The sequence below is a fragment of the Acinetobacter sp. YH12064 genome (genome assembly GCF_013419735.1).
In the GTDB taxonomy this organism is placed as follows: domain Bacteria; phylum Pseudomonadota; class Gammaproteobacteria; order Pseudomonadales; family Moraxellaceae; genus Acinetobacter; species Acinetobacter amyesii.
The window spans coordinates 45,839-70,631 of the sequence record NZ_VOZP01000013.1 but is presented as its reverse complement, the minus strand read 5'-3'; the positions used below and the strand labels follow the sequence as shown (position 1 = coordinate 70,631).

Genomic DNA, 24,793 nt, shown 5'->3' with positions numbered 1-24,793 from the left:
TTTTTAATTGCAGCTTATGCTGTCTCAACGTTTTTAAGTGCTGCCTGAGATCCCGCGTCGAAAGTGGGACATCGATAGCGATGAGCAGGATGTGTCATTGCTAAATGGTCACCTTGTTGAAACAGTTTTTGCCGTAGACTACCGGTGTCATATGCAGTTTTATAGCGACCACGTTGCTGTAATTCTGGAATGACCAAACGGATAAAATCTTGATGTGACTCAGGTGCGACGGTGCGAGTCAGATTAAATCCATCGATGCCAGTTTCATCCAAATAGTCAATCAACTGTTCTGCAACGTTGGCACCACTCCCAACAAAGAGCGGATAACGCCCACCTAGAACGTGCTGAGCACGCAAATCTTGGCGAGTGATTTTTTGCTCTTTAAATTTTTGATTGACCGATGCGATGCTATTGGTCTGCTGATATGGAATGGCTTCATCTTCTGCAAAGTTGGCGAGATTCATCCCAATCGAGCTGGAAAAGTGTGCCAGTCCAGCTTCAGGATTGGCATAGCGAATGTATTCAGCCAATTTCTCTTGGGCGAGCTCATCGGTCTCTGCGGTTACCACCGTAATGCCGACAAAGAGTTTTACGGCTTGTGGCTCACGACCTTGCGCTGCGGTTTGGCTGCGAATTTTTTGTACCTGATTTTTGACTTTTTCAGCGCTGTCTGCACCGATAAACATGCCTTCTGCATGTTGCGTAGCAAAAGCTAAGCCACGTGGTGAAGCACCGGCCTGATACAACACAGGGGTGCGCTGAATCGATGGAGAAACTTGAAATACCCCTTGGCTTTGATAGAACTTGCCTTGGTGTTGAATGGCATGTACTTTTTTTGGATCGCTAAAGATACGATTTGCTTTATCTTTTTGAACGGCATCATTTTCCCAAGAGCCTTCCCAAAACTTATAGCAAAGCTGCAAAAATTCTTCGGCTTGTTCATAGCGTAGATCATGATCTTTCAAGCCTTTTTGCCCAATCAAGCGTTCTGCACTGTCTAAATATCCAGTCACGATATTCCAGCCGATTCGACCTTGGGTCAGGTGGTCTAGGCTGGCAAATCGACGTGCAAATTGATAAGGCGTTTCATAGCTCAAATTGACTGTTACACCAAAACCTAAGTTTTCAGTGACCGCAGCCATTGCAGAAATTAGGGTGCTGGGGTCATGGCTCGGCAGTTGGATCGACTCTTTAAGTGTGAGATCGATATTGCCTTCATAAACATCATAGACCCCGGTGATATCCGCAATAAATAGCCCGTCAAACAGCCCTTGCTCCAAGGTTTTGGCAAGATCGGTCCAATAGCTCAGTTCATTAAAGCGGTGTGACTCATCGCGTGGATGGGTCCATAAGCCATGATTGATATGGCCGACACAGTTCATGTCGAAGGCATTCAGTAAAATTTTCTTGGCAGAATGTGATTGGGTATCTGCTGTGGTGATTTGGCTCATTACAAGGTCCCTCGACGTGGGGGCAATACGCCATTCAGGAGGTAATTGGCAATGAAGAAATATTTCCAACGCCCTGCATCATGCAAGGTATGGACACGTGCATTACGCCAAAATCGATCTAGACCATCTTCACGCTGACTGCCACGGCTGCCTGCAAGCTCAATCAATTTTGATGCCGCTTTCAGTGCGGTTTCAGTACTATGCGCACGCACTTTCGCGACATCTAGAGAAGCTTTTGCGATGTTTTCAGCATTGGGCTGTGGGCGAGCAGCATCGATGGCACGAGCGGCTTGTTTCAGCAAGACCTCACTGGCGCGAACATCTGCGGCAATGCGACCGAGTTCGTATTTGGTTAAAGGATCTTCGCTTGCAAGATCAAGACCTGAATCAATCCATGGTCGTGCTTGGTGTACGCGGTGCAAACTTTCTTCAAAGGCTGCGCGCGCTATACCGACTTCAATCGCAGCATGCATAATTTGCGCAAATGGCCCAACCAATGTCGGCTCCGTAAATGCACGATCAAAGGAAATGACATCTATGGCAGGAACTGCAACTTGGTGAAATTTTACAGAGCCGCTACCCGTGGTGCGCTGTCCAAACCCTGTCCAATCATCGATCAGCTCTAAACCTGTACTTTCACGTGCAATAAAGGCTAAATATTCACGACCATCTTGGTCTTTTACCAATGTGGGAATACGATGTGCAAATAAACTGCCGGTGCAATAAAACTTTTCACCATTCACCACAAAACCATTGTCATGAGGGCGAATCGACGTTTGTTTTTGCGCAGCGGTTTTGGTTTTAAACTCGGCTAAGGCATTGCCAAAACGAGCGCCAGCAAGTACTTCGGCATAAAGCTTTTGCTTTTGTTCAGTTGTGCCGGTGTTACGTAATACTTCTAGTGCATAAAAATGGTTTTGTGGAATTTGCCCAATTGAGCCATCTACACCACTCATAAGCGCAATCACTTGCGCCACGGTATAACTTGAAACTTCGGCACCGCCAAATGCCTTGGGAACCGTGATTGCCCAGAGACCAGATTGACTATAGGCCTCGATTTCATCAAACGGCAGTATGCGTTCGGCATCACGTTGCACGGCATTTTTTCTAAATTGTTCGGCTAATTGTTTTGCAATTTCAAGTGCTTCTGCATCGGACTGAATAATATGTGCAGGTGTTGTTGATATGGTCTGTAGCGAATTAATATTTGGAAATGAGGTCATCAGAATTCTCCTTAAATCCACGCATGGCGTGCAGGTAATTTATGATTTAAGTAATAGTCGCCTAAGGTATGCAGCTTCCAGCGCACAGGATCATGTAAGGTGTGTACTCGGGCATTGCGCCAGTGTTGATCAAGGTTATGGACACTCAAACTTGCACGGCTGCCGCCTAATTCAAGGAGTTTTTCAGAGATCTGTAAGGCTGCATCATTGGCATAGATTTTAGCTTCAGCGACACGAATCGAAGCCAGAGCAGCTTGTTGTTCACTCAGCTGATCAAGCTGATCTAATTCATCGAGGTAATCTGCGGCTTCATCTAAAAGTAAAATCGCAGCATCCAATAAAACTGCAGATTTACCCACCTCTTGTAGGGTGTAGGGCTCAAAACTGGCTTTCTCAACTTGTGCATCCACAATCGGACGGGCTTTTTGTACTGCAGAAAGGGTGTCTGCAAAGGCAGCTTCCGCAATCCCGACATCGATCGCGACTTGCATCAATTGTGAAAAGGCACCTCGATACGTTGGCCCTGCAGAAAGCTTACGTTCATCAAAAATTAATAGGGGGTCTACTGCCACATGGTTTAGTTTGACGGTGCCACTAGACGTTGTACGCTGACCAAAACCATTCCAGTTATCAATCACTTCTACGCCTGTAGCGTGTCGATCAATGATGGTCAGGACAACATGACCTTCAGGGTGAACGGCTTTAATCGCCAACCAATCTGCAAAACTACTGCCGGTTGAATAGAACTTTTCACCATTAACAACATACTTTCCATTTTCAATGCGCAGCGTTGTGTTTAAGGTTTTAGTGTCTTTGGTATTGCGCTCTGGGCCACCATTGGCTAAACGTTTTCCCTGTAAAATTTCATTAAAAATAAAGGCTTTTTGCTCATCCGTTCCCATGAGGTCAATCATATACAGCAAGGCAATTTGGTTTTGTGGAATTTGGCCCACGCTAGAATCTGCTTTGTTGATAATGCGAAAAACCTGCGCCAGTGTCTTGTTCGACACGTAGGCACCGCCAAATTGCTTGGGTATACGAATGCCACCTAAACCTTTTTGACTGAATAAGTCGATTTCTGCAAAAGGCAGCAGGCGGTTCTGATCACGTTCATTTCGACCTTCCAAAGCAAAATCTGCAACATGATACGCTGCATGGATTGCTTCTAAGTCATTTTCAATAACATGAATATTTTCAGAGATTAAATGAGACATAATGACACCTTTAATAGATATCAAAACGCTACTCGTAAATGCGTGATTCTTTAAATGATGGATTATTCTTAACTTAGCAGAATGTCTTTTTAGCATTTAATCTGCATAAAAATTATGCAAATTAGATAAAATAAGTGTTTGATTTAAAACAATAGATGTAGGAAAAACAACAAGAGGATTGATGATGAAAATCTGGTGTTAGCAACTTTGTAGATATTCAACTTTAAAAATAATATATCTAAGACAGGGGCTTAGCTGTTTTTTTTAATACTTTTTATTAATGGTGGTCAATCAGCTTGAACTCCAATAGATGCTCAATATCATAGAGCTATGCAAAGATTAAAAAAGGGCTATAAATTGATTCAAATGTTTTTCATTCTGCAATAAAAAAGCCCCCATCTTTCGATGAGGGCTTTTTGAATTTGGAGCGGGAAAGGAGACTCGAACTCCCGACCCCAACCTTGGCAAGGTTATGCTCTACCAACTGAGCTATTCCCGCGGAGTCTATCCTGTTTTTTTACTAAAAAACTGAATCGAAAAAAATTTGGAGCGGGAAAGGAGACTCGAACTCCCGACCCCAACCTTGGCAAGGTTATGCTCTACCAACTGAGCTATTCCCGCGGAGTCTATCCAATTTTTTAAATAAAAAACCGAATGAAAAAATTTTGAGCGGGAAAGGAGACTCGAACTCCCGACCCCAACCTTGGCAAGGTTATGCTCTACCAACTGAGCTATTCCCGCATAGCCACGTATAATACATTAAGGATTTTTCAGGTCAATAACTTTATGAAAAACTGTGCATCGTTTGCATAAAATAAAAACAATTTGTTTGAAAATTGGAATATTTTTGCAGGTCAAAGGCTTCCATTTTGATGAAATCATGCAATTCAAGCGGTTTCAGCAACTTTGTGACACAAGAACTTCAACAAATACAGGCTATACTAAGACCAGTTGAACTTTTTTTGAATTTGGGAGAGCCGTTTTGAGTTTAGAACAGCAATTAATTGAGCGTCTACAGACATTAGCGCCTACACATCTTGAAGTGGTGAATGAGTCCGCAGGTCATGGTGGTTATTTCCCAGGTAAAGAATCGCATTTTAAAGCTGTGATCGTGAGTGAGGCTTTTGCAGGCTTGCGTTTGGTGCAACGTCATCAAAAAGTCTATGCCGCAGCCGGTGATTTACTTAGTCCGGGGCAAATTCATGCCTTGGCCATTCATGCGTTTTTACCCGAAGAATGGAAAGGTCAAGACACCACTAGCCCTGAATGTGCGCATGCACCCAAGTCATCTTAAGGTGAGCCATGGAAACGCAATTAATCATTAAAATCATTCATATGTGTGGCGTGGCTCTAGGCTGTGCTGCCATTTTCATTCGTGCTTTTACGCTGTTTAAAGGGACGCAGGGCAATTTACCCAATCCAGCAGGTCGTAAGTTTTTTGTTGCATTGCAACATGGCTCAATGGCTTTAATTGCTGTGACAGGAATTATCTTATTGTTTATGAAGAACTTTGATGTGCAGCCATGGTTCTATGCCAAAGTTGTACTATTTCTAGCGTTGCTGTCTTCTTTATCTAAAGCGTATAAAAAAGATGACAGTGTTTTATTGGTTCAGCGCCGTGCGGGCTTATTTATTGCAGCTGTTGCACTTATTTTCATCATTACATTGGTTATAATTAAACCAGTTTTTGGATAAATGGCTTATCCACATGGCCGATTTCAAGGCTTGAGTAGAAAAACAAAGATTAGAGGGTTTTGAATGTGTACGCGTGTGGTATTTAACCAAAAAGGTGGTGTGGGGAAATCGAGTATTACGGTCAATTTAGCTGCGATAAGCGCGCACCAAGGTTTAAAAACTTTGGTGATTGACCTCGACCCTCAAGCCAATTCAAGTCAATATTTGTTGGGGGATGATGCGACCTACTCAGCAGATAAGCCCGCACTTGAACCCAATATTGAAAATTATTTTGAAGAAGTCTTGGGGACGCAACAAAGTAAAGGTTTGTTGGGAAATGCCATTGGTTCGATTTTAAAAAATCGTACTAAAGGTCTAGAAAGCTATGTACATCAATCACCGTTTAAAAATTTAGATGTAATTCCTGCAAGCCCAAATTTGGGTGCGTTGGCACATGCCTTAGAATCTAAGCATAAAATTTACAAACTGCGTGATGCTTTGCAGCAGATGAGCGGTCAATATGATCGAGTGTTTATTGATACACCGCCGGCCTTTAACTTTTTTACTTTATCTGCGTTGATTGCGGCAGATCGTGTGCTGATTCCATTTGACTGTGACGTGTTTTCAAAACGAGCTTTACAGACCCTGATCGAAAATGTGTTGGAAACGCAGGATGATCATAATGATCGTTTGGAAATTGAAGGCATTGTGGTCAATCAATTTCAAGCACAGGCGAAGTTACCGCGTGAAGTTGTACAACAACTCAAAGATGAAGGTCTTCCTGTATTGGACAGCATGTTACCGCCTTCAGTGCTGATGAAAGAATCTCATCATAAAAATCAACCTTTAATCCATTTGGCTGCAGATCATAAATTGACGCAAGCCTATCAATCATTGTTCAATGAAATTGAGCAAAAGTAGTATCGAGAAAAGTATGAATGCACTTAAATGTGGTCTAGTTGCTTTCACTGCTGTTGTATTGGGTGCATGTGCAAGTACGCCTAAACCAAGCTATGTTTCACCTACACAGTATCAGTCTTTGAGTTGCCAACAATTGCAAAGCGAATACAACCGGATCCACGACTATATTCAAAATGGTGTAGAAACACCGAAGCGCACAGGCGTTGGTGTCGGTGTTGGCCTCGGTGGTGGCTGGGGCAGCCGTGGAGGTTGGGGAATTGGTCCGAGTATTTCGGTCAATATGGGACAATCTTCAAATACCAAACGTACCGAACTTTCACGCGTTCTAGGTGAGCAAGAAGCGATTGTACAGGCAGCAAAATTTAAGGGTTGTCCGATTATCGTTCGCACAAATTCGGCTACTGCAGCAAAATCATAAACGGATCATGAGCAGAGGCTTAGGCCTGTGCTATGAGAAAAGTGTAATAAAATTTGTCAGTAGGCGAGGCGTCTACTGGCATTTTTTTTGAGCCAAATAAACTGCACTATTTAGAGCCAATAAAATATTTAAATCTATGAAAAAATTAAATTAAATATTATTCGTAAATTTTAATACCTCCTACTGGTCTTGAACATTCAGCGTGAGTGCATTGACTTGTACAAGGATAAAACTGATCTAGCACGTACTTGTTTTTTTAAATTCATTTCGGCTAAGGTGTGCGCTTTGAAACATTGTCTGGGTATTTATGATTGAGAGTTGGCTTTTTGTATTGGCAATGATTGCGGTGATGATGACACCGGGACCTAGCAATGCACTAATGGCAAGCTCTGCACATCAACAAGGCATTGCAAAGACCTGCATGCTGATTCCTGCAGAATTATTGGGCTATTTCTATGCTATTAATTTGTGGGCGTTGATTATTCATTTAAGCGCTCCAGTGTGGCCGAATTTAATTCACTTACTGCATTTTCTCAGTATTGCCTATGTTTTATGGTTGGCTTTTCATTTGTGGAAATCGACGCATTTACATCAGTACAATCAAAAACATCCTTCAATTCAACCACGTGAATTATTCATTTCCTCGTTAAAAAATCCGAAAGCCTTGCTTTTTGCTGCAGGTATTTTCCCGATTGAAACTTGGGTAAGCCCATTAAATTTTATTTTGGTTTTCGCTGTATTTAGTGTGGTTTTGCTGCCTGTTGCGTTGTTTTGGATGTCATTTGGACGGACGATTTTGGCGGGTAAGACTCAAAAAATTAAGGCCGATCTTCTGTATAAAGGATCGGCCCTGATGCTGATTTTATGTATGTTCCCTGTGGTTTTGCGCTTTTTTGCTTAAAGGTGTTCACCACATCGGTTTATTTCTTTAATTTTGCTCGAATAAAACCAATTACACCCGGTAAAACACTAATAATAATGATGCCAAAGATCAGATGGGTGAAGTTATCTTTCACGATTGGCATATTGCCAAATAAATAACCTAAAGTGATAAATGAGCCAACCCAGCAAATCGCACCAATCATGTTAAAAGTCAGGAAGTACTTGTAGTTCATGCTGCCTGCACCTGCGACAAAAGGCGCGAAGGTTCGTGCAAAAGGAATAAAGCGGGCAAAAATAATGGTTTTACCACCATGTTTTTCAAAGAATTTTTGCGTATTCACCAAATGTTGACGGTTAATGAAGCGTGATTCAATTTCAAAGACACGTGGACCAATATATTTACCAATATGGTAGTTCAGCGTGTCGCCCAAGACTGCCGCTATAAATAGCAAAATCACCAAAACCCACGGATCCATGGCACCTGTTGACGCAGCGAGCGCGCCTGCTGCAAACAGAAGACTGTCACCCGGTAAAAAGGGCATGACCACTAAACCGGTTTCAACAAAAATAATCAGGAACAGAATTGCATAAATCCATACGCCATAATTGGTAATGAACTCGAGTAAATGGTCATCAACATGTAGTATAAAATCAATCAGTTCCATGGGGCGTATATGCGTAAAATAGTGGTCTGATGCTATCAGTCTGGGGCAGCAAAGTCAGTATTAAAACGTAATTAATTATCAATAAAATCGTTCTATATATGAAATGATGAGTATTATAAAAGCATATTTAAAGAGAATAAGAAACGACCTAATCTAAGCACATCTTTTGAACAGTATTAAAAATAGGTTTCAGTATGTTTAATCCAAATCTAGTGGTGAAAAATCTAAGTCAACAGCCTCAAATCAATGCAGTGATCAGTCTCGTTGCACGTATTTTGATGGCTTATATTTTTATTGTGGCAGGTTGGGGCAAAATTACGGCTTACACTGCAACCGCAGGTTATATGGAGTCAATGGGTGTACCGGCAGGGCTACTTCCAATCACCATTTTAGTTGAGTTGGGTGGTGGCTTAGCTTTATTGTTTGGTTTTCAAGCACGTTTTGCGGCATTAGGTCTAACCGTATTTAGTTTAATCACTGCATTTTTATTTCATGGCGGTGCAGAAGATGGCATTAACTTTATGAAAAACTTGGCGATGTCTGGCGGCTTATTATTTCTCTTGCTGCATGGTGCTGGTCAATTTAGTTTTGATCATTGGATTGAAAAATCAAAATAAAGTTGTCATGAGTCCGAGCATCCATCAAAGCGGCCTTCTGCCGCTTTTTTCATGTCTACCGCTGATTGAAAGCGGATGGGTAAAGTCCTGAAATGTGTTGTAAAAAACACCGTTTGGCTTGGTATTTTTGCCCCTGTCCGAATAGTGTGCGAAAGTCCAAGAAAAATGTTAGAATACGGCGCTTATATTCGTTGCCTGCATAGTTGTTTGCCATGACTACCAATACCCAAATTACTGAAGACCGTATCCTGATTTTGGATTTCGGTTCTCAATATAGTCAGCTTATTGCACGTCGTGTACGTGAAGCTGGTGTTTATTCAGAAATGTACGCATTTGATATGTCTGAAGAAGACATTCGTGCATTTAACCCAAACGGGATCATTCTTTCAGGTGGTCCAGAAAGTGTTCATGAAGAAGGTAGTCCGCGCGCACCACAAGTTGTATTTGAACTTGGTGTACCTGTTTTAGGTATTTGCTATGGTCTACAAACCATGTCAGAACAGCTTGGCGGTAAAGTTGAGCCAGGTACTGTGCATGAATTTGGTTATGCAGAAGTTGATATTAAAGTCCGTGATGCTTTAATTGGTGATCTTGAAGATACCAAAGACCAATTAAAAGTATGGATGAGTCATGGCGATAAAGTGACTCAAATTCCTGAAGGTTTCCAAATCACTGCAAGCACACCAAGCTGCCCAGTGGCGATGGTTTCTGATGAAAAACGTCATTTCTACGGTATCCAATTCCACCCAGAAGTAACTCATACTGCGAAAGGTGCTGAGTTATTGTCTAACTTCGTACATGGCGTATGTGGTTGCCGTAACTTGTGGAACTCAGAAAACATCATCGATCTTCGCGTAGAACAACTTCGTGAGCAAATTGGTGATCAAAAAGTTCTATTGGGTCTTTCAGGCGGCGTCGATTCATCTGTTGTAGCTGCACTTTTACACCGTGCGATTGGCGACCAATTGACTTGTGTATTCGTAGATAACGGTTTACTTCGTTTGAACGAAGGCGAGCAAGTGATGGACATGTTTGCGAAAAACATGGGTATCCGCGTGATTCGTGCTGACGCTGAAAATCGCTTCTTAACAGCGCTTGCTGGTGAAGTTGATCCAGAGAAAAAACGTAAAATCATCGGTCGTGAATTCATTGAAGTTTTTGCTGAAGAAGCACGTAAGCTTGACGGTGTGAACTTCCTTGCTCAAGGTACTATTTACCCAGACGTAATTGAATCTGCGGCAAGCAAACAAGGTAAAGCGCACGTGATTAAATCACACCACAACGTGGGTGGTTTACCAGAAGATTTAGCATTCGAATTGGTTGAGCCAATCCGTGATTTGTTCAAAGACGAAGTACGCCGTTTAGGTACAACTCTTGGTCTTCCATTTGAAATGCTTTACCGTCATCCATTCCCTGGCCCAGGTCTAGGTGTACGTATTCTTGGTGAAGTGAAAAAAGAATATGCTGACATCCTTCGTCTAGCAGATGACATCTTCATGCAAGAACTTCGCGCAAGCGGCTGGTATGACAAAACTGCGCAAGCATTTGCTGTATTCCAACCTGTGAAATCTGTGGGTGTCGTAGGTGATGGTCGTCGTTATGCATGGGTAATCGCGCTTCGTGCTGTAGAAACTGTGGACTTTATGACTGCACGTTTTGCACACCTTCCTTATGATCTTGTAGACAAGATTTCTACACGTATCATGAACGAAATTGCAGAAGTTTCTCGTGTTGTTTATGACGTATCGTCTAAACCACCAGCAACGATTGAATGGGAGTAATTTAGGGATTTCAAGAAGCGAAGCTTCTTGCCTAAATTACACCGAGAGCTATGCTTGAGGTTATTTAGGGAAACCTAAATATTTCTAATAAAAAAAGGACGCTTCAGCGTCCTTTTTTTTGTTTATAATTATGAAAAATACTATTTTAAAAAGAGCAAGTTAAATGTCATTGCCTACATACGATCAGTTGATGCTTCCATTAATGAAACTTTTAGCAGAACAAAAAGAGGCAATAAAATTAAGTTCTGCCACAAAAATTTTAGCTGAAAGATCTGGGTTATCTGAAGCTGATTTAAATTTAAGGCTATCTAGTGGTACAAAAACAGTATTTTATGATCGTGTTGGCTGGGCGAAAACATATTTGGTTAAAGCAGGTTTGATACAACAACCATCACGTGGTCTTTGCGAATTAAGTACTTTAGGTTGGTCTATTGATTTGTCCAGCTTATCCAATATAACTAATCAGTATTTGATGCAGTTTGAAGGGTTTTCTGATTATAAAATTGGTTCTAACCATAATAAAAATATTCAAAATCTAGTTCTAATAGAAGAGCATGCTACATCTATTCAAACAGAACATTTGACGCCTGCAGAAATAATCGAACAATCATCAAAGGAGCTTAATCAAACAATTAAAGATGAGCTATTAAATAAAATTAAAAGTAATTCACCCAAATTCTTTGAGCAATTAGTTGTCGATTTGTTGGTAATAATGGGGTATGGCGGTTCACATCAAGACGCAGCCCAAGCAATAGGTAAAACCAGTGATGGCGGCATTGACGGTATTATCAGTGAAGATCGTTTAGGTTTAGATAAAATATATATTCAAGCTAAACGTTGGGAAAATACGGTGGGGCGCCCTGACATTCAACAGTTTAAGGGAGCTTTGGCTGATCAAGTGGCGAAAAAGGGCGTATTTATTACTACTTCTTGTTTTAGTAAAGAAGCAATTGAGTCAGCAAAGAAATCAGGCATTGTTTTAATTGATGGAGACAAGCTTACATCTCTCATGATTGAATTTGGCTTGGGTATTCAAATTGAAAGAAGTTTCCATATTTATAAAATAGATCAAGACCGTTTTGATGAAGATAGTTTTTAAATAAACTTAAAGGACGCCTCGGCGTCCTTTTTTATATCTCAACATTCTATTTATAAACAATTGACCAACTACTATCGCTTTCATTATTCGGTTCAGCTTTAGGCTTCACTTTATGGGTAAAGCTTTGCCAAGACTTCGTCGATTTACGTTCCGGTTTCATACTTGAATCATAGCGCTCTACACGGTTACGGCCATTTTCTTTTGCCTGATACAGCGCAATATCCGCTTGCTTAATCAGTTCAGTTAAATTTTGTTTATGTGATTTAAGCTGTGAAACACCAATGGAGACGGTAAATTGGATCGGGTGATTTGCGACATTCAGCAAAGATTGATTTTGAAGCGTTAAACGAATACGTTCCGCGATTAACATTGCATCCTGTATTTGCGTTTCCGACAGAAGCACAATAAATTCTTCGCCACCAAAGCGAGCCAAGACATCTTTTTGGCGCATTTCTTTGCGGGTTGTTTCAGCGATACATTGCAATACCTGATCACCAACATCATGTCCGTAATTATCATTAATATGTTTAAAATGATCGACATCAAACATCAGTAAGCAAGTACTTGCAGGCGTTGGCCATTCATGGATGCGATGCTCAGCCAACTGAACAAACTGACGACGGTTGTATAACTGGGTGAGCTCATCTGTGTGGGCTAGATTTTTCAGCGTATGCATATTCCAGTCATCAAGCAGGGTACGTAAAAAATGACGACGTGCATTGAGTGTATTGTTCCAACTCATATGCAGGCTGATCATCCAAACAGGAATAGACACCACCACAAAAATCAGTGCTTCTTGCCATGATAAAAGTTGACTCACCGCAAAAAATACCAATAGCGAAATGAGACCCGAACAATACAAGGCTGGCTTAAATTGTGTTTGTACGCAGACATTGGCAATTAATATAAAGATCGCTGCACCATAGATATAGGACGAGACCATTGGGCTATCTGAAGCCAATAATAAGCCAATCCAAATCGCGGTGCTACAGACCGTCCCAATCGGTAAGATCATGTCGAGCACACGAATATCTTTTTTGTATTTAAACAGATAGAAGCTAACTAATAGGGCAGCAATAATCATGGCCACTCGAGAAAGACCTGACCAAAAGAACATGTCAGGGATAATAAAAATGTCAGCAAAGAAATAAAGAAGAAATGTAATCTGCGCCATGTAATTCACTTGACGTAAATAAGGTAACTGATGGGCATACTGATGTTGTAGAAAATAGTTTCTAAACTGCGTAGGAATACGTGCAAAAGGATCTGCAATGGCTTGTTCAATCTCGGCACGATTGGCAAGATCACACTCAGAAAGTTTCAAAGTATGATTATGATTTTTACGAACTTCCTGAGCAGACGAATTAGTCCGAGAACTCATTCGTACATCAACAGACATGTCCCTTCTCCATAAATGGCTTAGGAAAATTATGAATAAAAAACATACAAAAATATCTACCTGAAACTTGGGATTTTCCGAATGAATGATAAAAAATCGTCTGTTGAATGTTACAAAATATATTATTAACTTGCTGTTTTATAAGTTGATATTTGATTTCTTCCTGCAGATTTTGCTTGGTAAAGTGCCTGATCGGCCATGCGAATTACACTTTGTAAATCTCGGTTTTTTTGACCAAATTCGGCAACACCAATTGAAACGGTAAATTTAAGTTTTTGTAGTGTATCAAGTTCTAAATAATCATCGGCTATTGCCCGTCGCAGACGTTCGGCAATATCTTGAGCCTGACGCAGGTGTGTCTGCGGTAAAAGGATAATAAATTCTTCACCACCGAAGCGGGCAATGATGTCTTGGCTACGTAAAGTATGTCGGCACGTTTCGGCAATTTGTTGTAAAACATGATCACCAATATAGTGCCCAAACTGATCATTAATATTTTTAAATTTGTCGACATCAAAAATCAGTAATGAAAGTGGCTGTAACGATTTGGACTGATGATGAATATGATAATTGGCAAGTTGAATAAATTGACGGCGATTGTTTAAGCCGGTCAGCACGTCGGTATGCGCCATAATATTGAGCGCTTCACGGTTCAACTGATCGAGTTTGCTATGTAAAAATACAATTCTGGATTTTTGCGTTGAATTCCAACTGATATACAAACTAAATAACAATACGGGAGAATAGATCAAGATAAACAGTTGCAGTTGATGGATATTGCCAGAAATGGCGAAATACACCCCAATCAGTAAAATTAGACTGATACATAGAGAAATGAGCACAGCAGCCTTAAAGCGGATTTGCACACATAAATTGGCTAACACAATAAAAACCAAAGATGCATATAAATAGATCGGCACATCGGGGCTATTGGATAAATTGAGTAGGCTAAACCACAGCGCAGAAGCACCAACGATCGATAGGGGAAGCATCAAGTCAAAGAGTAAAATGCTCTTGCTATATGTATAAATGACCCATGTGATGACCATCATCAGTAAGGTATAGGCCGTTTTTAAGCCTATCGCGAGCAAGCCCACATCGGGCAACATAAACCAATCCGCTATGGCATAAGAGAGATAGGCCAATTGTGCAACGATGTTGACTTGGAAAAAGAATTTAAAAAGTTGACGACGATGGTAGTGGAAAAATTCTTGACGAAATTGAGCAGGAACGCGAACAACGGTTCCTTTCAAGGCTTTTTGGATCAGTGCACGTGATTCTTTCTTATACTCATTGATCATGCAAGATTACCGACGGGTGAGCATGGTTTTTATGTAAATTTATGTAACTCAAATAATCTATATCATTTTTGTTTAAAATTAAACACGTTATTTCAATGATTTGTGAATTATTTGGTATTGTTTGGTCAAAAGTGAATGTTAATTTATGTTACTTAAATTTACATTTCACGTGATTTGAACAAGTAATTTCGCATTGGATATTGTCTAAATAAGCATCGAAAACTGTTATGCTGTATGTCATATTAGGCAACAAAAAAACGATTGTCCTATCTCTGTGATTCAGCGTATTAATGACAGCTGAAGAAGATTGAGTTAATGCAGATATAATGGAAAAAATGCATAGCTCTAGCCGATAGTCCTTGCATCGGCTTAGCCAAATTTAGGGTAAGAATATGACCAATACCAATTACACAGAAATATCTCATTCCGACGATTGTGAAAAATACGTCAATCAGTTCATTCAAGAATTTCCACTGCGCCGTGCTGAAATTGGTCAAGGCACAGTGATAAAACGTGCTTTACCGAGTCGGCATAAACGGATGATTGGGGCATGGTGTTTCCTTGACCATGCCGGTCCAGTGCATTTTCCGCAAGGTGATGGCTTAGATGTTGGGCCGCATCCACATATTGGTTTGCAAACGTTTACCTGGATGATTGATGGTACCATGATGCATACCGACAGTTTGGGCACACATCAGTTAATTCAGCCCAAACAAGTCAATCTCATGACGGCGGGTTATGGTATTTCGCATACTGAGGTTGCTCCAGAATCTGAAACGCAAATGCATGCTGCGCAACTTTGGATTGCATTGCCAGATGACAAAATCAATATGGCGCCCCAGTTTGACCATTACCCAGAGTTGCCTGTGGTGACACAAGACGGGATTGAATTGACGGTATTGGTGGGTGAATTTTTACAGACTAAATCGCCGGTAAAAGTACATAGTGAATTATTGGGTGTCGATCTGCGTAGTTCGGAAAGTCAAAGTACCGTCCTGCCGCTCAATCCAAAATTTGAATATGGCTTTATGGCCCTCGAAGGGACTGCCAGTATCAATGGTCACGAGCTAAATGAAGACAATATGGTGGTACTTGAGCCGGGCTTAACCCAAGTCAAAATTGACCTACATGCAGGTGGCCGTGTTTTATTATTAGGGGGGGAACCTTTTGAATCACCGATTTTGCTGTGGTGGAATTTTGTGGGGCGCACACAAGAAGAATTGAATATTGCCCGTGAGCAGTGGATTAATCAGGACGAACGCTTTGGCTCTATTCCAGACTATGATGGTCCACGACTAGAAGCACCGGCTTTCCCTGATAAAATGCGTCCATCACGTTAACTTAAAAATCAAAATGAACAGCCGTACCTGTGGTGAAAATGGTGCGGCATAACCATGAGGGAGTCATTATGGGTATCGTCGCAACGGCAACAGTAAACACCTTAGAAGCACCGTGGTCAGGTGAAATTCAGAGTGGAAAACATCAACTTATTACCGATAAGCCCGAATCATTTGGCGGCGGGGATTTAGGTTTAGCACCGTATGATTTACTGTGCGCCTCTTTAATTTCATGCACCATGATTACCTTGCGCATGTATGCAGTACATAAACAAATCCAATTGGGGGAGTTTAGTGTCGAGGCAGACTTTTGTGCGAACCGTGAAGGTGCTGAATGGGTTGAGCGACGCCTGCATTTTCAAATATCCTTGGATGCAGAATTAGAGCAAAAGATCTTGTCCATTTGTGAAAAAACCCCAGTGACAAAAACTTTATTGCGCAGTGTAGACATTAAAACCACTCTAGTTTAATTTAAATGCAGGTCGCTACTGTAATGTGCAAAATTTAGTTTTGATACAGATCCAAGCAGTGATCTGACACTTTTTATGATTTAACTACTTCAAAATAATAATGGCATGCCAGAAATAAGAAAATTTTAGACTTCATATAGGAGATGAACCCATGCGGGTGCTACATCATCTAGAAAAATCTCGTTCATTTCGTATTTTATGGGCAATGCAGGAATTAGGACTGGATTATCAGGTTCAGTTTTATCTGCGCCAGCCAAATTTGTCTGCTCCCCCTGAGCTTAAAGCCATCCATCCTTTAGGGAAGTCGCCCATATTGCAGGATGATGGACTGGTCTTGGTAGAATCTGCAGCGATCTTGGAGTATTTACAAGAGAAGTATGATCGGCATGATTTTTTTGCAGCCAAGGCGGAACATTCAAAACAACAATATCGCTTTTGGATGCATTATGCCGAAGGTTCTCTAATGCCGTTGTTGGTGATGCAGTTGGTCATGAGCAATGTGCCACGCCATGTACCTTGGGTCATCAAACCCGTAGCTAATCGCATTTGTGATGGGGTCAAAAAAGGTTTTGTACGACCTCGCTTAAAAGAACATATCGAGTTTTTAGAAAAACATTTAGCGGAAAATGAATATTTTGCGGGACCGTTTAGCTTTGCGGATATTCAGATGACGTTTCCATTAGAAGCCGTCATGACCAGAACTCAAGGGCGATATCCACAAATTCAGGCTTTCTTACAACGGATGCAACAGCGTCCTGCATATCGCCGTGCCAAACAACAAGAACAACAGTTGGAAGCACAGCAAGACCGGCGGGATGATTCTGCTTAGCTCACATGATACAAGCGTTCTTTAGGGAAGACTACTTTAAACAGCGAACCACGGTTTTCTTTGGACTCAATTTCAAGGTGTGCCTGATGTTGCATCAAAACGTGTTTCACGATGGCAAGACCTAAACCTGTTCCTCCCGTTTGGCGACTACGTGCGCTGTCCACACGGTAAAACCGTTCCGTTAAACGGGGTAAGTGTTTCGGGTCAATCCCGATACCCGTATCTTCAACGGTAAAATAACCATGCGTACCATCATCATGCCATCCAATGGTCACAGTACCGCCTTTGGGGGTGTATTTAATTGCATTGGTGATGAGGTTACTAAAGGCACTCGCCAATTCCATATCTGATCCGATCAGGTCACAGTGACTATCAATCTCGAGATTCAGTGTATGTCCATAATCCACATTGTAAGCATGTGCATCGTCATATAGTTGGTTCATTAGGCTGGGCATTTCAATGATTTGATTTTTAGCAACTTTTTTATCATTTTCCAGACGAGATAATAATAACAAGTCATTGACCAAAGCATTCATACGGCGGGTTTGAGACTGCATTTGATCGAATGCGCGTTTCCAGCGTGGATTTAAATCTTCCTGATCGGTAAAGGTTTCGATATAGCCACTTAAAACCGTAAGTGGTGTGCGTAGCTCATGTGAAATATTATCGACAAAGTCTTTACGCATTTGCTCAAGGTTATGCATGCGCGTGACGTCATAAGCCACCAATAAACGACTTTCGCGACCAAAACGGGTTAATTTGACTTGTACATAATGGTCTTCAAGTACCGATGATTTCATTTTTAAACCATCGGGGGCTAAATCGATATTGGTAAAGTATTCGATAAAACTAGGCTGTCTTAAAATACTTAAAATATTGCGCCCTTGATCGAGCTGTTGAATCCCCAAAAGTTTTTCTGCGGCAGGGTTCCACCATTCGATTTGGTGTAATTCATCAATCAATACCACAGCTTCAGCAAGTGCCACTAAGGAAGATTGAGCGCGGTCGATCAGACCAACCATTTCAGCTTGTACAATGCGTTCTTGACGCTGCGCACGGTATACATTAAAGAGCAAAGCCCCCCAAATACCGTCTAAATTTGGCGGGACATCATAGGGACGATTTGAAATCCATTCGTTGACCAAGTACAGCGAACGCATTTGCAATGCAAAGAACACTGCAAAGGCGATTAAGATGCAGATCCATAAGTACCCGATACCAAAGCCGATGAGTGCAGCAATGAGTAGGAAAAATGCCAGAAGTCTCAAATCCTGCTTGGCAAAAGTCCATAAACTGCTGTAACGGAATTTTTTATGTTCACTGGCAAGTTCAGGGACGGGATACGGTTCGTACATAGAAAATTAAAGACCTAAAATGACTAACCCATCACAGCGTCTGCACGGGTAGAGAAACGGTAACCTGTACCACGAACAGTTTGGACATAACGATCGGCTTGGAAAGGTTCAAGAACTTTACGCAAACGACGAATATGCACGTCAATGGTACGGTCCTCAATATACACGTTTCCACCCCAAACCTGATCTAATAATTGAGCACGGGTATAGGCACGTTCAGGATGAGTCATGAAGAAGGCCAGTAGACGATATTCAGTCGGTCCCATATCTAAAATGGTGTTACCAAAGCTGACACGTTGGCTGACTGGATCGAGGATTAAGCCATTGGCATCAATGGTTTTTTCACCCCCCAATGCATTTGAGCGACGTAGCACCGCTTTAATGCGTGACACCAACTCACGGGTGGAAAATGGTTTGGTCATGTAGTCATCTGCGCCCGCGTCTAGACCTTGGACTTTATGGTCTTCTTCGCCGCGCGCAGTGAGCATGATGACTGGAATCTCTGACAAATTTTCATCGCGTTTTAAACGACGACATAGGTCTACACCACTCACGCCGCCAGGCATCATCCAATCTAATAAAATCAGTGCAGGACGCTGATCCACAATCATTTGGTGCGCTTGTTTGGCATCTTCAGCTTGCTGACATTGAAAACCAGCCATATCCAGTGAAGTATGGATCATTTCCCGAATCGGGAGTTCGTCGTCGACGATTAAAATATAGTCATCTTTCACAGCGCAATACCCTATTTTATGTAAACGGTAGACCGTTTTATATTTATGACAGGCTTATTACAAAGATTAATTATGACAGTATCATTGCAAAAATGATCTTTCATTGGGGTTTAGAAAGAAATTGTGACAATTTAAATCCTGAAATATTCAACAACATGGGCTTTGCATCATGCTGTTGTCACAAAAAAATCATTCAAAAAATTGTAAAGATCAGTGTTGAGGCCAAAATTTATTTACTGGGTTTTTCAGAAAAAGCATCCAACAAGGCCAAAAAGACCACGCTACATGACGATAAAACCTCATCAATCGGCTGTTTATAACCACTCATGACCCAACGAATCGCGATTTGAGTGACATAACCATTGAGACCAGTTGCGACCATCGAAATTTCACGTTCTGAACGATCAATATTCGGCATCATGAGCATGACAAAGGCATGAATCATACGGTCAAAGCGCATCATGGTTTCATGAATCGTGGCTTGGTTATGTAGCTCTTGTACCAACATAGCATCGATGTAAATGATGCGCGCCATACGGGGATTATTTTTTAAAGTTAACAGTAGGGCGGTTAAACCTGCTTCAATCATTTTTTTAGAATCGGTGGATGCTTGCATGATGGCTTGCATCACGTTTTGTTGCAGTTCATCGATTAATTTTAAAAAGATGGTCTGGAACAGTTGCTCACTTTTCTTAAATGATTCATAAAAATAGCGTTCGGTCAGCTTGGCTTCCAAACAAATATCTTTCACAGTCACGGAAAAAAAGCCATGTGTACCATAGGCTTCTATACCGGCTTCAATCAGTTTTTCACGTCGCGCTTGCTTACGTTCACTGAGAGAAAGCCCTTTAAATTGACGTTCCTTCACATTTTTTGCCTGTTGTTGTTCTGTGTGATTTGTTGCATCTGTCATGAAAATATACGCTGAACTAAAGCAGAATTTTGTCTTATTTTAGCAATAATTTCAGTTTAAACCTATGTTTAAGCATTGGCGATTTCAACAGCTTAGCACGTCCTAAGATGACATTGACAATATGTATTGTCAAACCTATATTAAGTCGACGAACTGCACACATTGGCAAATGAGATCACGCTGTGATAAAGCCAAGCGGCAGCATAAAGGAATAAGGAATCACAATGAAAAACTTCAAAAATAAAGTGGCTGCCATTACAGGTGCAGGTTCAGGTATTGGTCAGCAATTGGCTGTGCTTTTGGCTAAACAAGGCTGCCATCTGTCTTTAAGCGATGTGAATGAACAGGGTCTAGCGGCAACCGTTGAATTGGTTAAAGCCAGCAATGTACGTGTAACGACGCAAAAACTCGATGTGTCAGACCTTGCAGCAATGAAAGCATGGGCAGCACAGACCGTTAAAGATCATGGTTCCGTGAATATGATTTTTAACAATGCGGGGGTGGCATTGGGTACGACCGTTGAAGGGGCAAGCTATGAAGAACTGGAGTGGATTGTCAATATTAACTTTTGGGGCGTGGTTTATGGCACCAAAGAATTTTTACCGTATATCAAGCAAAGTGGTGAAGGTCATATCATCAATATTTCCAGCTTGTTTGGCTTAACAGCACAGCCAACACAGTCGGCATATAATGCCACTAAATTTGCAGTACGTGGTTTTACCGAATCTTTACGCCAAGAATTGGATATTGAAAACTGTGGCGTGAGTGCGCTATGTGTACATCCGGGCGGTATTCGTACCAATATTGCCAATGCCGCAAAAATGAATGACAGCTTGAAAAGCTTAGGCATGAACCCGCAAAAATCGGCACAGTCATTTAATAAATTCTTGCGTTGTCCACCTGAAGAAGCGGCTCGTCAAATCATTGAAGCAGTACAAAAAGATAAGCGCCGTTTATTGATTGGTAATGATGCAAAAGCGATTGATTTAATTCAACGTTTGCTACCGACGGGTTATCAAAAATTAACTGCCATGGCGACTAAATTTGGTCAATAAGCGGTAATTAAAATCAATTGAAAAGAGCCCACGTCAGTGGGTTTTTTTATGCTCTAGTAATATCAGAAGCGCAATTTGATCCAAATAAAAGAACGATACGCGGTAGTGTCATCCGCAATTGTTTGAGACAAGACGACTTTTAATCAAAAATGTTTTTGCGATCCTTTGAATCATTTGATGGTATTGAACGAGTTTTGTCGGTGAGGTGTATTGCACCGCAAGATGGTTTCCTTGCGAAGCACGCTTCTCATTTTGTCGAATGAGAAACAACGTTTCGTAAGAGTACCTCCAGCCGAAGGCTAATCCCGTTATTCAATCCCTAGATGTAAGACCCCATCGAATAGATTTAAAAATCATTTTAAAAATCCGAAATTACTTTTACAGGCGTAACATCAGTTATTAAAAGCCCAAAGCGTATTTCTTATTTCATAAAATGAGATATAAAAATGGAAATAACTGATGATTTGAAATAAGCAACTGTTGAATAACCAACAGTTTTTTGGTGTTAAAACCAACAGAATTTATCAGATTTAAATAATAAAACTTTAAAAAATAATTACTTAAAATGTTGGCACAGTTGTTGCCATATTAGAGTGAACAAAACTCACCACTGTATGGAACATTTATGAGTACTTTTACGCATCGATATCTTTCTGCTTTTCGTGTCCTACAACAGGCATGTTGTTGTGCTATGACACTCGCGATGATGCGCGCTTAAATTCTAAAAGCTGTCTTCGAGTTTCGGTCGTGCATAAGTTGAATAAAACCTACGACCACTCAGATTAATTTTTAAAAAACCCACGCAGTACATTCACTTCATGCACCTTGCATGGGGTTGGGGGATTTTGCGCTTTGGGAAAAAATGTTAGTGAAACGAAATCATGAAAAAAACCACATTAACCGTTGCGGTCGGACTGATTTTATCCGCAACCAGTCAGCTGAGTTTTGCATCGGATGAAGCACTTCAGCAAGAACTGAGCAGCTTAAAACAACAAATTGAGAGTTTGCAAAAACGCTTAAATGCCGTGGAATCTGGTGCGACGAAAAGCCAAGTCGTCGAAACGGCCGCTGTGACGACAGACGATACGAGCAACGCCACTGATATTGAAGGTGAAACGCAGGTTGCAGAAGTAACCACAGCAACATCCGAAGATATCGACGGCTTACGTGCAGATATTGAAAACTATAAGTACGATCAGTCACGTCAATATGAACGTCAAACCACCAAATCGACCCGTGACACAACCCTGTATGGCACGGTTCAACTACGTGCCAGTGCGCTCGATGAAACGGGTGTGTTGGGTGCAACCAAATCGACATTTGATATTGGGACTGCGCTAATTGGTGTGCGCGGGAATTTATTCCGGGATTATAACGAAGGCAAAAACCTCGATTATCAATTGTCCTTTGGTTATGGCAAACGCAATGATGGCACTAATAACAGTAACTTTAATTTACTGGATGCCTTTGTTCGCTATAACGCTTTTGCCACCAATGCGGGCCCCGAAACAACCAAACTCAACTTTACGCTCGGTCAGCAGTTATTGCCCTTTGGTCTAGATGTGCAGTCTCCTGAAGATTTGCGTCCAACCATTAGTACCGCTGCAGCTTCGACCTTTTTAGGACTGTTTAATCGTCAAAATGGATTTATCGTCCGTGGAGATGCCAAACCTTTTGTCGACTTTGCATCGAACTACCGTGCGCCGCTATTTGAGTATGCCTTAGGGGTGACCAATGGGAACGCCAGTAATAAGGCGGATGACAACAACGGCAAAGATTACATCGGTCGTGTGGCTTTTACCTTGCCAGTGGACTACGCCAGCATTTTCCGTGAGTTGAAGTTTGGTGCCTCTTATATCAAAGGCGAATCGAAAATTTCAGCCGGCGGAATCACTGATAATGCTGCAAAACGTGATCGTTTAGGTTTCGATATTTATTATAACCACGCTCCATTTGGTGTGACCTATGAATATCTGCAAGGCAAGACCGATTATGTCGACACTGTAGCCCAAGACATCAAAGAAGCCAAAGCGGAAGGGCATACTTTTACCGCTTTTTACACCTTGGGCGATCAGTTCTACAACAGTATTAAATCCAATGCCAAATTTGATGATTTCTGGCCAAAGTCAGTCCAAGGCTATTACCGTTTTGACCGCTATAACCCGAATAGAAACAACGCAAGCTATCTCGATACCGCTAGCGGTCGTATTGGTGAATATGACATTCACTCTTTGGGTTTAAACCTATTTTTTGCGCAAACCACAAAATTCCAATTACAGCTGAATCACTATCTGTTTGATGTCGAAACGGCAAATCAAAAAGACACCAATGAGCTGCAAGCTCAAGTTCAGTACACCTTTTAATTCAAAAATTTAAATCATTAAGGACATTCGATATGAATAACTTTTCTAAAAAAATCGCAGCCACATTCTTGGCACTTTCAGCACTTGGTCTAAGCGTTCAATTGCATGCTGCTAATCCCAAAGAAATTCGCATTTCTGTATCAGCTGCGGGTGAGGGGGTAAACCCAAAGTGGGCGGTAGTTTTGTAGCTACAGCACATTTACGAGGTGTACTCGAACAAGAATTTAAAAAAGATGGCATTAAGGTGAATTGGCTGTTCTTCCCAGGAGCAGGCCCTGCAACCAACGAAGCTTTAGCCAATGGCAAAGTGGACTTTGCATTGCATGGCGATTTGCCCTCATTGGTTGGACGTTCGACGGGATTAAAAACCAAAGTGTTGTTTTCAACAGGGCGTTTTGGCCCAACTTATGTGGTGGTGCCTGCCGGATCAAATGCTAAATCCTTTGCAGATCTAAAAGGCAAAAAATTCTCCGTCTTCAAAGGGACCAATGGTCAGATCGTATTTAACCGCGTGTTAGCAAAATACAACTTAACTGAGCGCGATTTACGAGTGATTTCGCAAGATGCCTATTCGGCACGTACTGCGTTAGCGACGGGAGATATTGATGCCACGATTACTTCGCCGTTTAGTTTGCAAGCACGTGGTGTGGCGAAAACTTTACTAGAAATTAAAGATCCGAAAGTTGCACCGATTGCACACTTTTGGGTGACCGAAAGCTTTGAAAAACAATATCCAGAGGTGGTGCAACGTGTCGTCACGACACTGATTAAACAGGCGCAGTGGAGTTCTCAAGAAGCCAACCGTAGTGCGCAATATAAACTTTGGGCACAAAGTGGCATTCCATTGGTGGATTATCAAAAAACGTGGGATGGCTGGAATTTAAAAGACCGTACTACACCACTACTAGACGAGTTCCATCGTTCACAAATTGATAGTGCTTTAAAAATTGCCAAAGACGCTCGCTTAATCCGTCGTGATGTGGATACCAAAACGTGGTATGAGCCGAAGTATCTAAATAATGCCTTGAAAGAGCTGAAGTTAGAGGGTTACTGGCGCCAATTTAATGCTCAAGGTCAACCGAAGTAAGTCGC

The 24,793-nt window shown here is 41.5% G+C and carries 24 protein-coding genes and 3 tRNA genes; 15 read left to right on the top strand and 12 right to left on the bottom strand.

Features of this window, described 5'->3' with window-relative positions; translation table 11 throughout:
* Positions 1–14 precede the first annotated feature (14 nt).
* The 6 genes from FTU13_RS13265 to FTU13_RS13240 form a co-directional block, all read right to left on the bottom strand.
* Positions 15–1,451 (bottom strand): LLM class flavin-dependent oxidoreductase, encoded by a 1,437-nt coding sequence (locus FTU13_RS13265; RefSeq protein WP_180128525.1) that lies wholly within the window; start codon positions 1,449–1,451, stop codon positions 15–17.
* A complete protein-coding gene (locus FTU13_RS13260) occupies positions 1,451–2,674 on the bottom strand; it encodes an SfnB family sulfur acquisition oxidoreductase (RefSeq protein WP_180128524.1) in 1,224 nt (407 codons plus the stop codon). The genes FTU13_RS13265 and FTU13_RS13260 overlap by 1 nt, the downstream gene beginning before the upstream one ends.
* An 11-nt stretch (positions 2,675–2,685) precedes the next feature.
* On the bottom strand, positions 2,686–3,912 hold the full coding sequence (locus FTU13_RS13255) for an SfnB family sulfur acquisition oxidoreductase (RefSeq protein ID WP_218955151.1): 1,227 nt from the start codon (positions 3,910–3,912) through the stop codon (positions 2,686–2,688).
* A 399-nt stretch (positions 3,913–4,311) separates the two neighbouring features.
* Positions 4,312–4,387: transfer RNA gene (locus tag FTU13_RS13250), tRNA-Gly, on the bottom strand.
* 46 nt (positions 4,388–4,433) lie between these two features.
* Positions 4,434–4,509 (bottom strand) — tRNA-Gly (locus FTU13_RS13245).
* Between the two features lie 47 nt (positions 4,510–4,556).
* Positions 4,557–4,629, bottom strand: a tRNA-Gly gene (locus FTU13_RS13240).
* 241 nt (positions 4,630–4,870) lie between these two features.
* Here FTU13_RS13240 and FTU13_RS13235 point away from each other — a divergent pair.
* The 5 genes from FTU13_RS13235 (at position 4,871) to FTU13_RS13215 (ending at position 7,802) form a co-directional block, all read left to right on the top strand.
* Positions 4,871–5,182 carry a BolA family transcriptional regulator gene (locus tag FTU13_RS13235; protein WP_078191519.1) on the top strand — a complete coding sequence of 104 codons (312 nt, stop codon included), beginning with the start codon at positions 4,871–4,873 and terminating at the stop codon, positions 5,180–5,182.
* A gap of 8 nt (positions 5,183–5,190) precedes the next feature.
* The gene (locus FTU13_RS13230; RefSeq protein ID WP_078194060.1) at positions 5,191–5,583 is read left to right on the top strand and encodes a SirB2 family protein; all 393 of its coding nucleotides are present in this window, start codon (positions 5,191–5,193) and stop codon (positions 5,581–5,583) included.
* Between the two features lie 63 nt (positions 5,584–5,646).
* Complete coding sequence (locus FTU13_RS13225; protein ID WP_078194059.1) at positions 5,647–6,483, top strand: ParA family protein; 837 nt, start codon at positions 5,647–5,649, stop codon at positions 6,481–6,483.
* Positions 6,484–6,496: 13 nt separating this feature from the next.
* Complete coding sequence (locus FTU13_RS13220; RefSeq protein ID WP_180026158.1) at positions 6,497–6,901, top strand: hypothetical protein; 405 nt, start codon at positions 6,497–6,499, stop codon at positions 6,899–6,901.
* Positions 6,902–7,208: 307 nt separating this feature from the next.
* Complete coding sequence (locus FTU13_RS13215; RefSeq protein ID WP_111885784.1) at positions 7,209–7,802, top strand: LysE family translocator; 594 nt, start codon at positions 7,209–7,211, stop codon at positions 7,800–7,802.
* A 19-nt stretch (positions 7,803–7,821) separates the two neighbouring features.
* On the opposite strand, the gene FTU13_RS13210 is transcribed toward FTU13_RS13215, so the two are convergent.
* Positions 7,822–8,448, bottom strand: coding sequence for a DedA family protein (locus FTU13_RS13210; protein WP_078191514.1), 627 nt, complete (start codon positions 8,446–8,448; stop codon positions 7,822–7,824).
* Positions 8,449–8,642: 194 nt separating this feature from the next.
* Here FTU13_RS13210 and FTU13_RS13205 point away from each other — a divergent pair, with 194 nt between their 5' ends.
* The 3 genes from FTU13_RS13205 (at position 8,643) to FTU13_RS13195 (ending at position 11,945) form a co-directional block, all read left to right on the top strand.
* Positions 8,643–9,065 (top strand): DoxX family protein, encoded by a 423-nt coding sequence (locus tag FTU13_RS13205; RefSeq protein ID WP_180128522.1) that lies wholly within the window; start codon positions 8,643–8,645, stop codon positions 9,063–9,065.
* A 212-nt stretch (positions 9,066–9,277) separates the two neighbouring features.
* Positions 9,278–10,846: a glutamine-hydrolyzing GMP synthase gene (gene guaA / locus FTU13_RS13200; RefSeq protein ID WP_180128521.1), complete on the top strand. Its 1,569-nt coding sequence runs from the start codon at positions 9,278–9,280 to the stop codon at positions 10,844–10,846.
* 163 nt (positions 10,847–11,009) lie between these two features.
* Positions 11,010–11,945, top strand: a complete 936-nt coding sequence (locus FTU13_RS13195; protein WP_078191511.1) for a restriction endonuclease — start codon at positions 11,010–11,012, stop codon at positions 11,943–11,945.
* A 46-nt stretch (positions 11,946–11,991) separates the two neighbouring features.
* Here FTU13_RS13195 and FTU13_RS13190 read toward each other — a convergent pair whose 3' ends face one another.
* Complete coding sequence (locus tag FTU13_RS13190; protein WP_257226238.1) at positions 11,992–13,326, bottom strand: GGDEF domain-containing protein; 1,335 nt, start codon at positions 13,324–13,326, stop codon at positions 11,992–11,994.
* A 143-nt stretch (positions 13,327–13,469) separates the two neighbouring features.
* On the bottom strand, positions 13,470–14,645 hold the full coding sequence (locus tag FTU13_RS13185) for a diguanylate cyclase (RefSeq protein ID WP_180128519.1): 1,176 nt from the start codon (positions 14,643–14,645) through the stop codon (positions 13,470–13,472).
* 392 nt (positions 14,646–15,037) lie between these two features.
* Here FTU13_RS13185 and FTU13_RS13180 point away from each other — a divergent pair, with 392 nt between their 5' ends.
* From FTU13_RS13180 to FTU13_RS13170, 3 genes are all read left to right on the top strand, one after another.
* A complete protein-coding gene (locus FTU13_RS13180; RefSeq protein WP_078194052.1) occupies positions 15,038–15,985 on the top strand; it encodes a pirin family protein in 948 nt (315 codons plus the stop codon).
* Between the two features lie 68 nt (positions 15,986–16,053).
* Positions 16,054–16,452, top strand: coding sequence for an OsmC family protein (locus tag FTU13_RS13175; protein ID WP_180128518.1), 399 nt, complete (start codon positions 16,054–16,056; stop codon positions 16,450–16,452).
* Between the two features lie 151 nt (positions 16,453–16,603).
* Complete coding sequence (locus FTU13_RS13170) at positions 16,604–17,281, top strand: glutathione S-transferase family protein (protein WP_180102792.1); 678 nt, start codon at positions 16,604–16,606, stop codon at positions 17,279–17,281.
* On the opposite strand, the gene phoR is transcribed toward FTU13_RS13170, so the two are convergent.
* From phoR to FTU13_RS13155, 3 genes are all read right to left on the bottom strand, one after another.
* Positions 17,278–18,636, bottom strand: a complete 1,359-nt coding sequence (phoR, locus tag FTU13_RS13165; protein WP_078191505.1) for a phosphate regulon sensor histidine kinase PhoR — start codon at positions 18,634–18,636, stop codon at positions 17,278–17,280. The two genes, FTU13_RS13170 and phoR, sit on opposite strands and share 4 nt — an antisense overlap.
* Before the next feature lie 23 nt (positions 18,637–18,659).
* Entirely contained in the window at positions 18,660–19,370 is a 711-nt protein-coding gene (phoB, locus tag FTU13_RS13160) for a phosphate regulon transcriptional regulator PhoB (RefSeq protein ID WP_078194048.1), read from the bottom strand.
* A 229-nt stretch (positions 19,371–19,599) separates the two neighbouring features.
* A complete protein-coding gene (locus FTU13_RS13155) occupies positions 19,600–20,283 on the bottom strand; it encodes a TetR/AcrR family transcriptional regulator (protein WP_078191503.1) in 684 nt (227 codons plus the stop codon).
* Between the two features lie 224 nt (positions 20,284–20,507).
* Between FTU13_RS13155 and FTU13_RS13150 the strand changes: the two genes are divergently transcribed.
* The 4 genes from FTU13_RS13150 (at position 20,508) to FTU13_RS13140 (ending at position 24,788) form a co-directional block, all read left to right on the top strand.
* Complete coding sequence (locus FTU13_RS13150) at positions 20,508–21,338, top strand: SDR family oxidoreductase (RefSeq protein WP_078194047.1); 831 nt, start codon at positions 20,508–20,510, stop codon at positions 21,336–21,338.
* Positions 21,339–22,219: 881 nt separating this feature from the next.
* Entirely contained in the window at positions 22,220–23,701 is a 1,482-nt protein-coding gene (locus tag FTU13_RS13145) for a carbohydrate porin (RefSeq protein ID WP_180128517.1), read from the top strand.
* Between the two features lie 32 nt (positions 23,702–23,733).
* The gene (locus tag FTU13_RS17505) at positions 23,734–23,889 is read left to right on the top strand and encodes a hypothetical protein (RefSeq protein WP_257226762.1); all 156 of its coding nucleotides are present in this window, start codon (positions 23,734–23,736) and stop codon (positions 23,887–23,889) included.
* Positions 23,871–24,788: an ABC transporter substrate-binding protein gene (locus FTU13_RS13140; protein ID WP_373423904.1), complete on the top strand. Its 918-nt coding sequence runs from the start codon at positions 23,871–23,873 to the stop codon at positions 24,786–24,788. Before FTU13_RS17505 ends, FTU13_RS13140 begins: the two co-directional genes overlap by 19 nt.
* Positions 24,789–24,793 lie beyond the last annotated feature (5 nt).

Excerpts from the sequence above, each read along its gene's own strand:
- FTU13_RS13265 (WP_180128525.1), bottom strand. The coding sequence starts at position 1,451 with ATGAGCCAAATCACCACAGCAGATACCCAATCACATTCTGCCAAGAAA.
- FTU13_RS13260 (WP_180128524.1), bottom strand. The coding sequence starts at position 2,674 with ATGACCTCATTTCCAAATATTAATTCGCTACAGACCATATCAACAACA.
- FTU13_RS13230 (WP_078194060.1), top strand. The coding sequence starts at position 5,191 with ATGGAAACGCAATTAATCATTAAAATCATTCATATGTGTGGCGTGGCT.
- FTU13_RS13225 (WP_078194059.1), top strand. The coding sequence starts at position 5,647 with ATGTGTACGCGTGTGGTATTTAACCAAAAAGGTGGTGTGGGGAAATCG.
- FTU13_RS13220 (WP_180026158.1), top strand. The coding sequence starts at position 6,497 with ATGAATGCACTTAAATGTGGTCTAGTTGCTTTCACTGCTGTTGTATTG.
- FTU13_RS13215 (WP_111885784.1), top strand. The coding sequence starts at position 7,209 with ATGATTGAGAGTTGGCTTTTTGTATTGGCAATGATTGCGGTGATGATG.
- FTU13_RS13210 (WP_078191514.1), bottom strand. The coding sequence starts at position 8,448 with ATGGAACTGATTGATTTTATACTACATGTTGATGACCATTTACTCGAG.
- FTU13_RS13205 (WP_180128522.1), top strand. The coding sequence starts at position 8,643 with ATGTTTAATCCAAATCTAGTGGTGAAAAATCTAAGTCAACAGCCTCAA.
- guaA (WP_180128521.1), top strand. The coding sequence starts at position 9,278 with ATGACTACCAATACCCAAATTACTGAAGACCGTATCCTGATTTTGGAT.
- FTU13_RS13195 (WP_078191511.1), top strand. The coding sequence starts at position 11,010 with ATGTCATTGCCTACATACGATCAGTTGATGCTTCCATTAATGAAACTT.
- FTU13_RS13190 (WP_257226238.1), bottom strand. The coding sequence starts at position 13,326 with ATGAGTTCTCGGACTAATTCGTCTGCTCAGGAAGTTCGTAAAAATCAT.
- FTU13_RS13185 (WP_180128519.1), bottom strand. The coding sequence starts at position 14,645 with ATGATCAATGAGTATAAGAAAGAATCACGTGCACTGATCCAAAAAGCC.
- FTU13_RS13180 (WP_078194052.1), top strand. The coding sequence starts at position 15,038 with ATGACCAATACCAATTACACAGAAATATCTCATTCCGACGATTGTGAA.
- FTU13_RS13175 (WP_180128518.1), top strand. The coding sequence starts at position 16,054 with ATGGGTATCGTCGCAACGGCAACAGTAAACACCTTAGAAGCACCGTGG.
- FTU13_RS13170 (WP_180102792.1), top strand. The coding sequence starts at position 16,604 with ATGCGGGTGCTACATCATCTAGAAAAATCTCGTTCATTTCGTATTTTA.
- phoR (WP_078191505.1), bottom strand. The coding sequence starts at position 18,636 with ATGTACGAACCGTATCCCGTCCCTGAACTTGCCAGTGAACATAAAAAA.
- FTU13_RS13155 (WP_078191503.1), bottom strand. The coding sequence starts at position 20,283 with ATGACAGATGCAACAAATCACACAGAACAACAACAGGCAAAAAATGTG.
- FTU13_RS13150 (WP_078194047.1), top strand. The coding sequence starts at position 20,508 with ATGAAAAACTTCAAAAATAAAGTGGCTGCCATTACAGGTGCAGGTTCA.
- FTU13_RS13145 (WP_180128517.1), top strand. The coding sequence starts at position 22,220 with ATGAAAAAAACCACATTAACCGTTGCGGTCGGACTGATTTTATCCGCA.
- FTU13_RS17505 (WP_257226762.1), top strand. The coding sequence starts at position 23,734 with ATGAATAACTTTTCTAAAAAAATCGCAGCCACATTCTTGGCACTTTCA.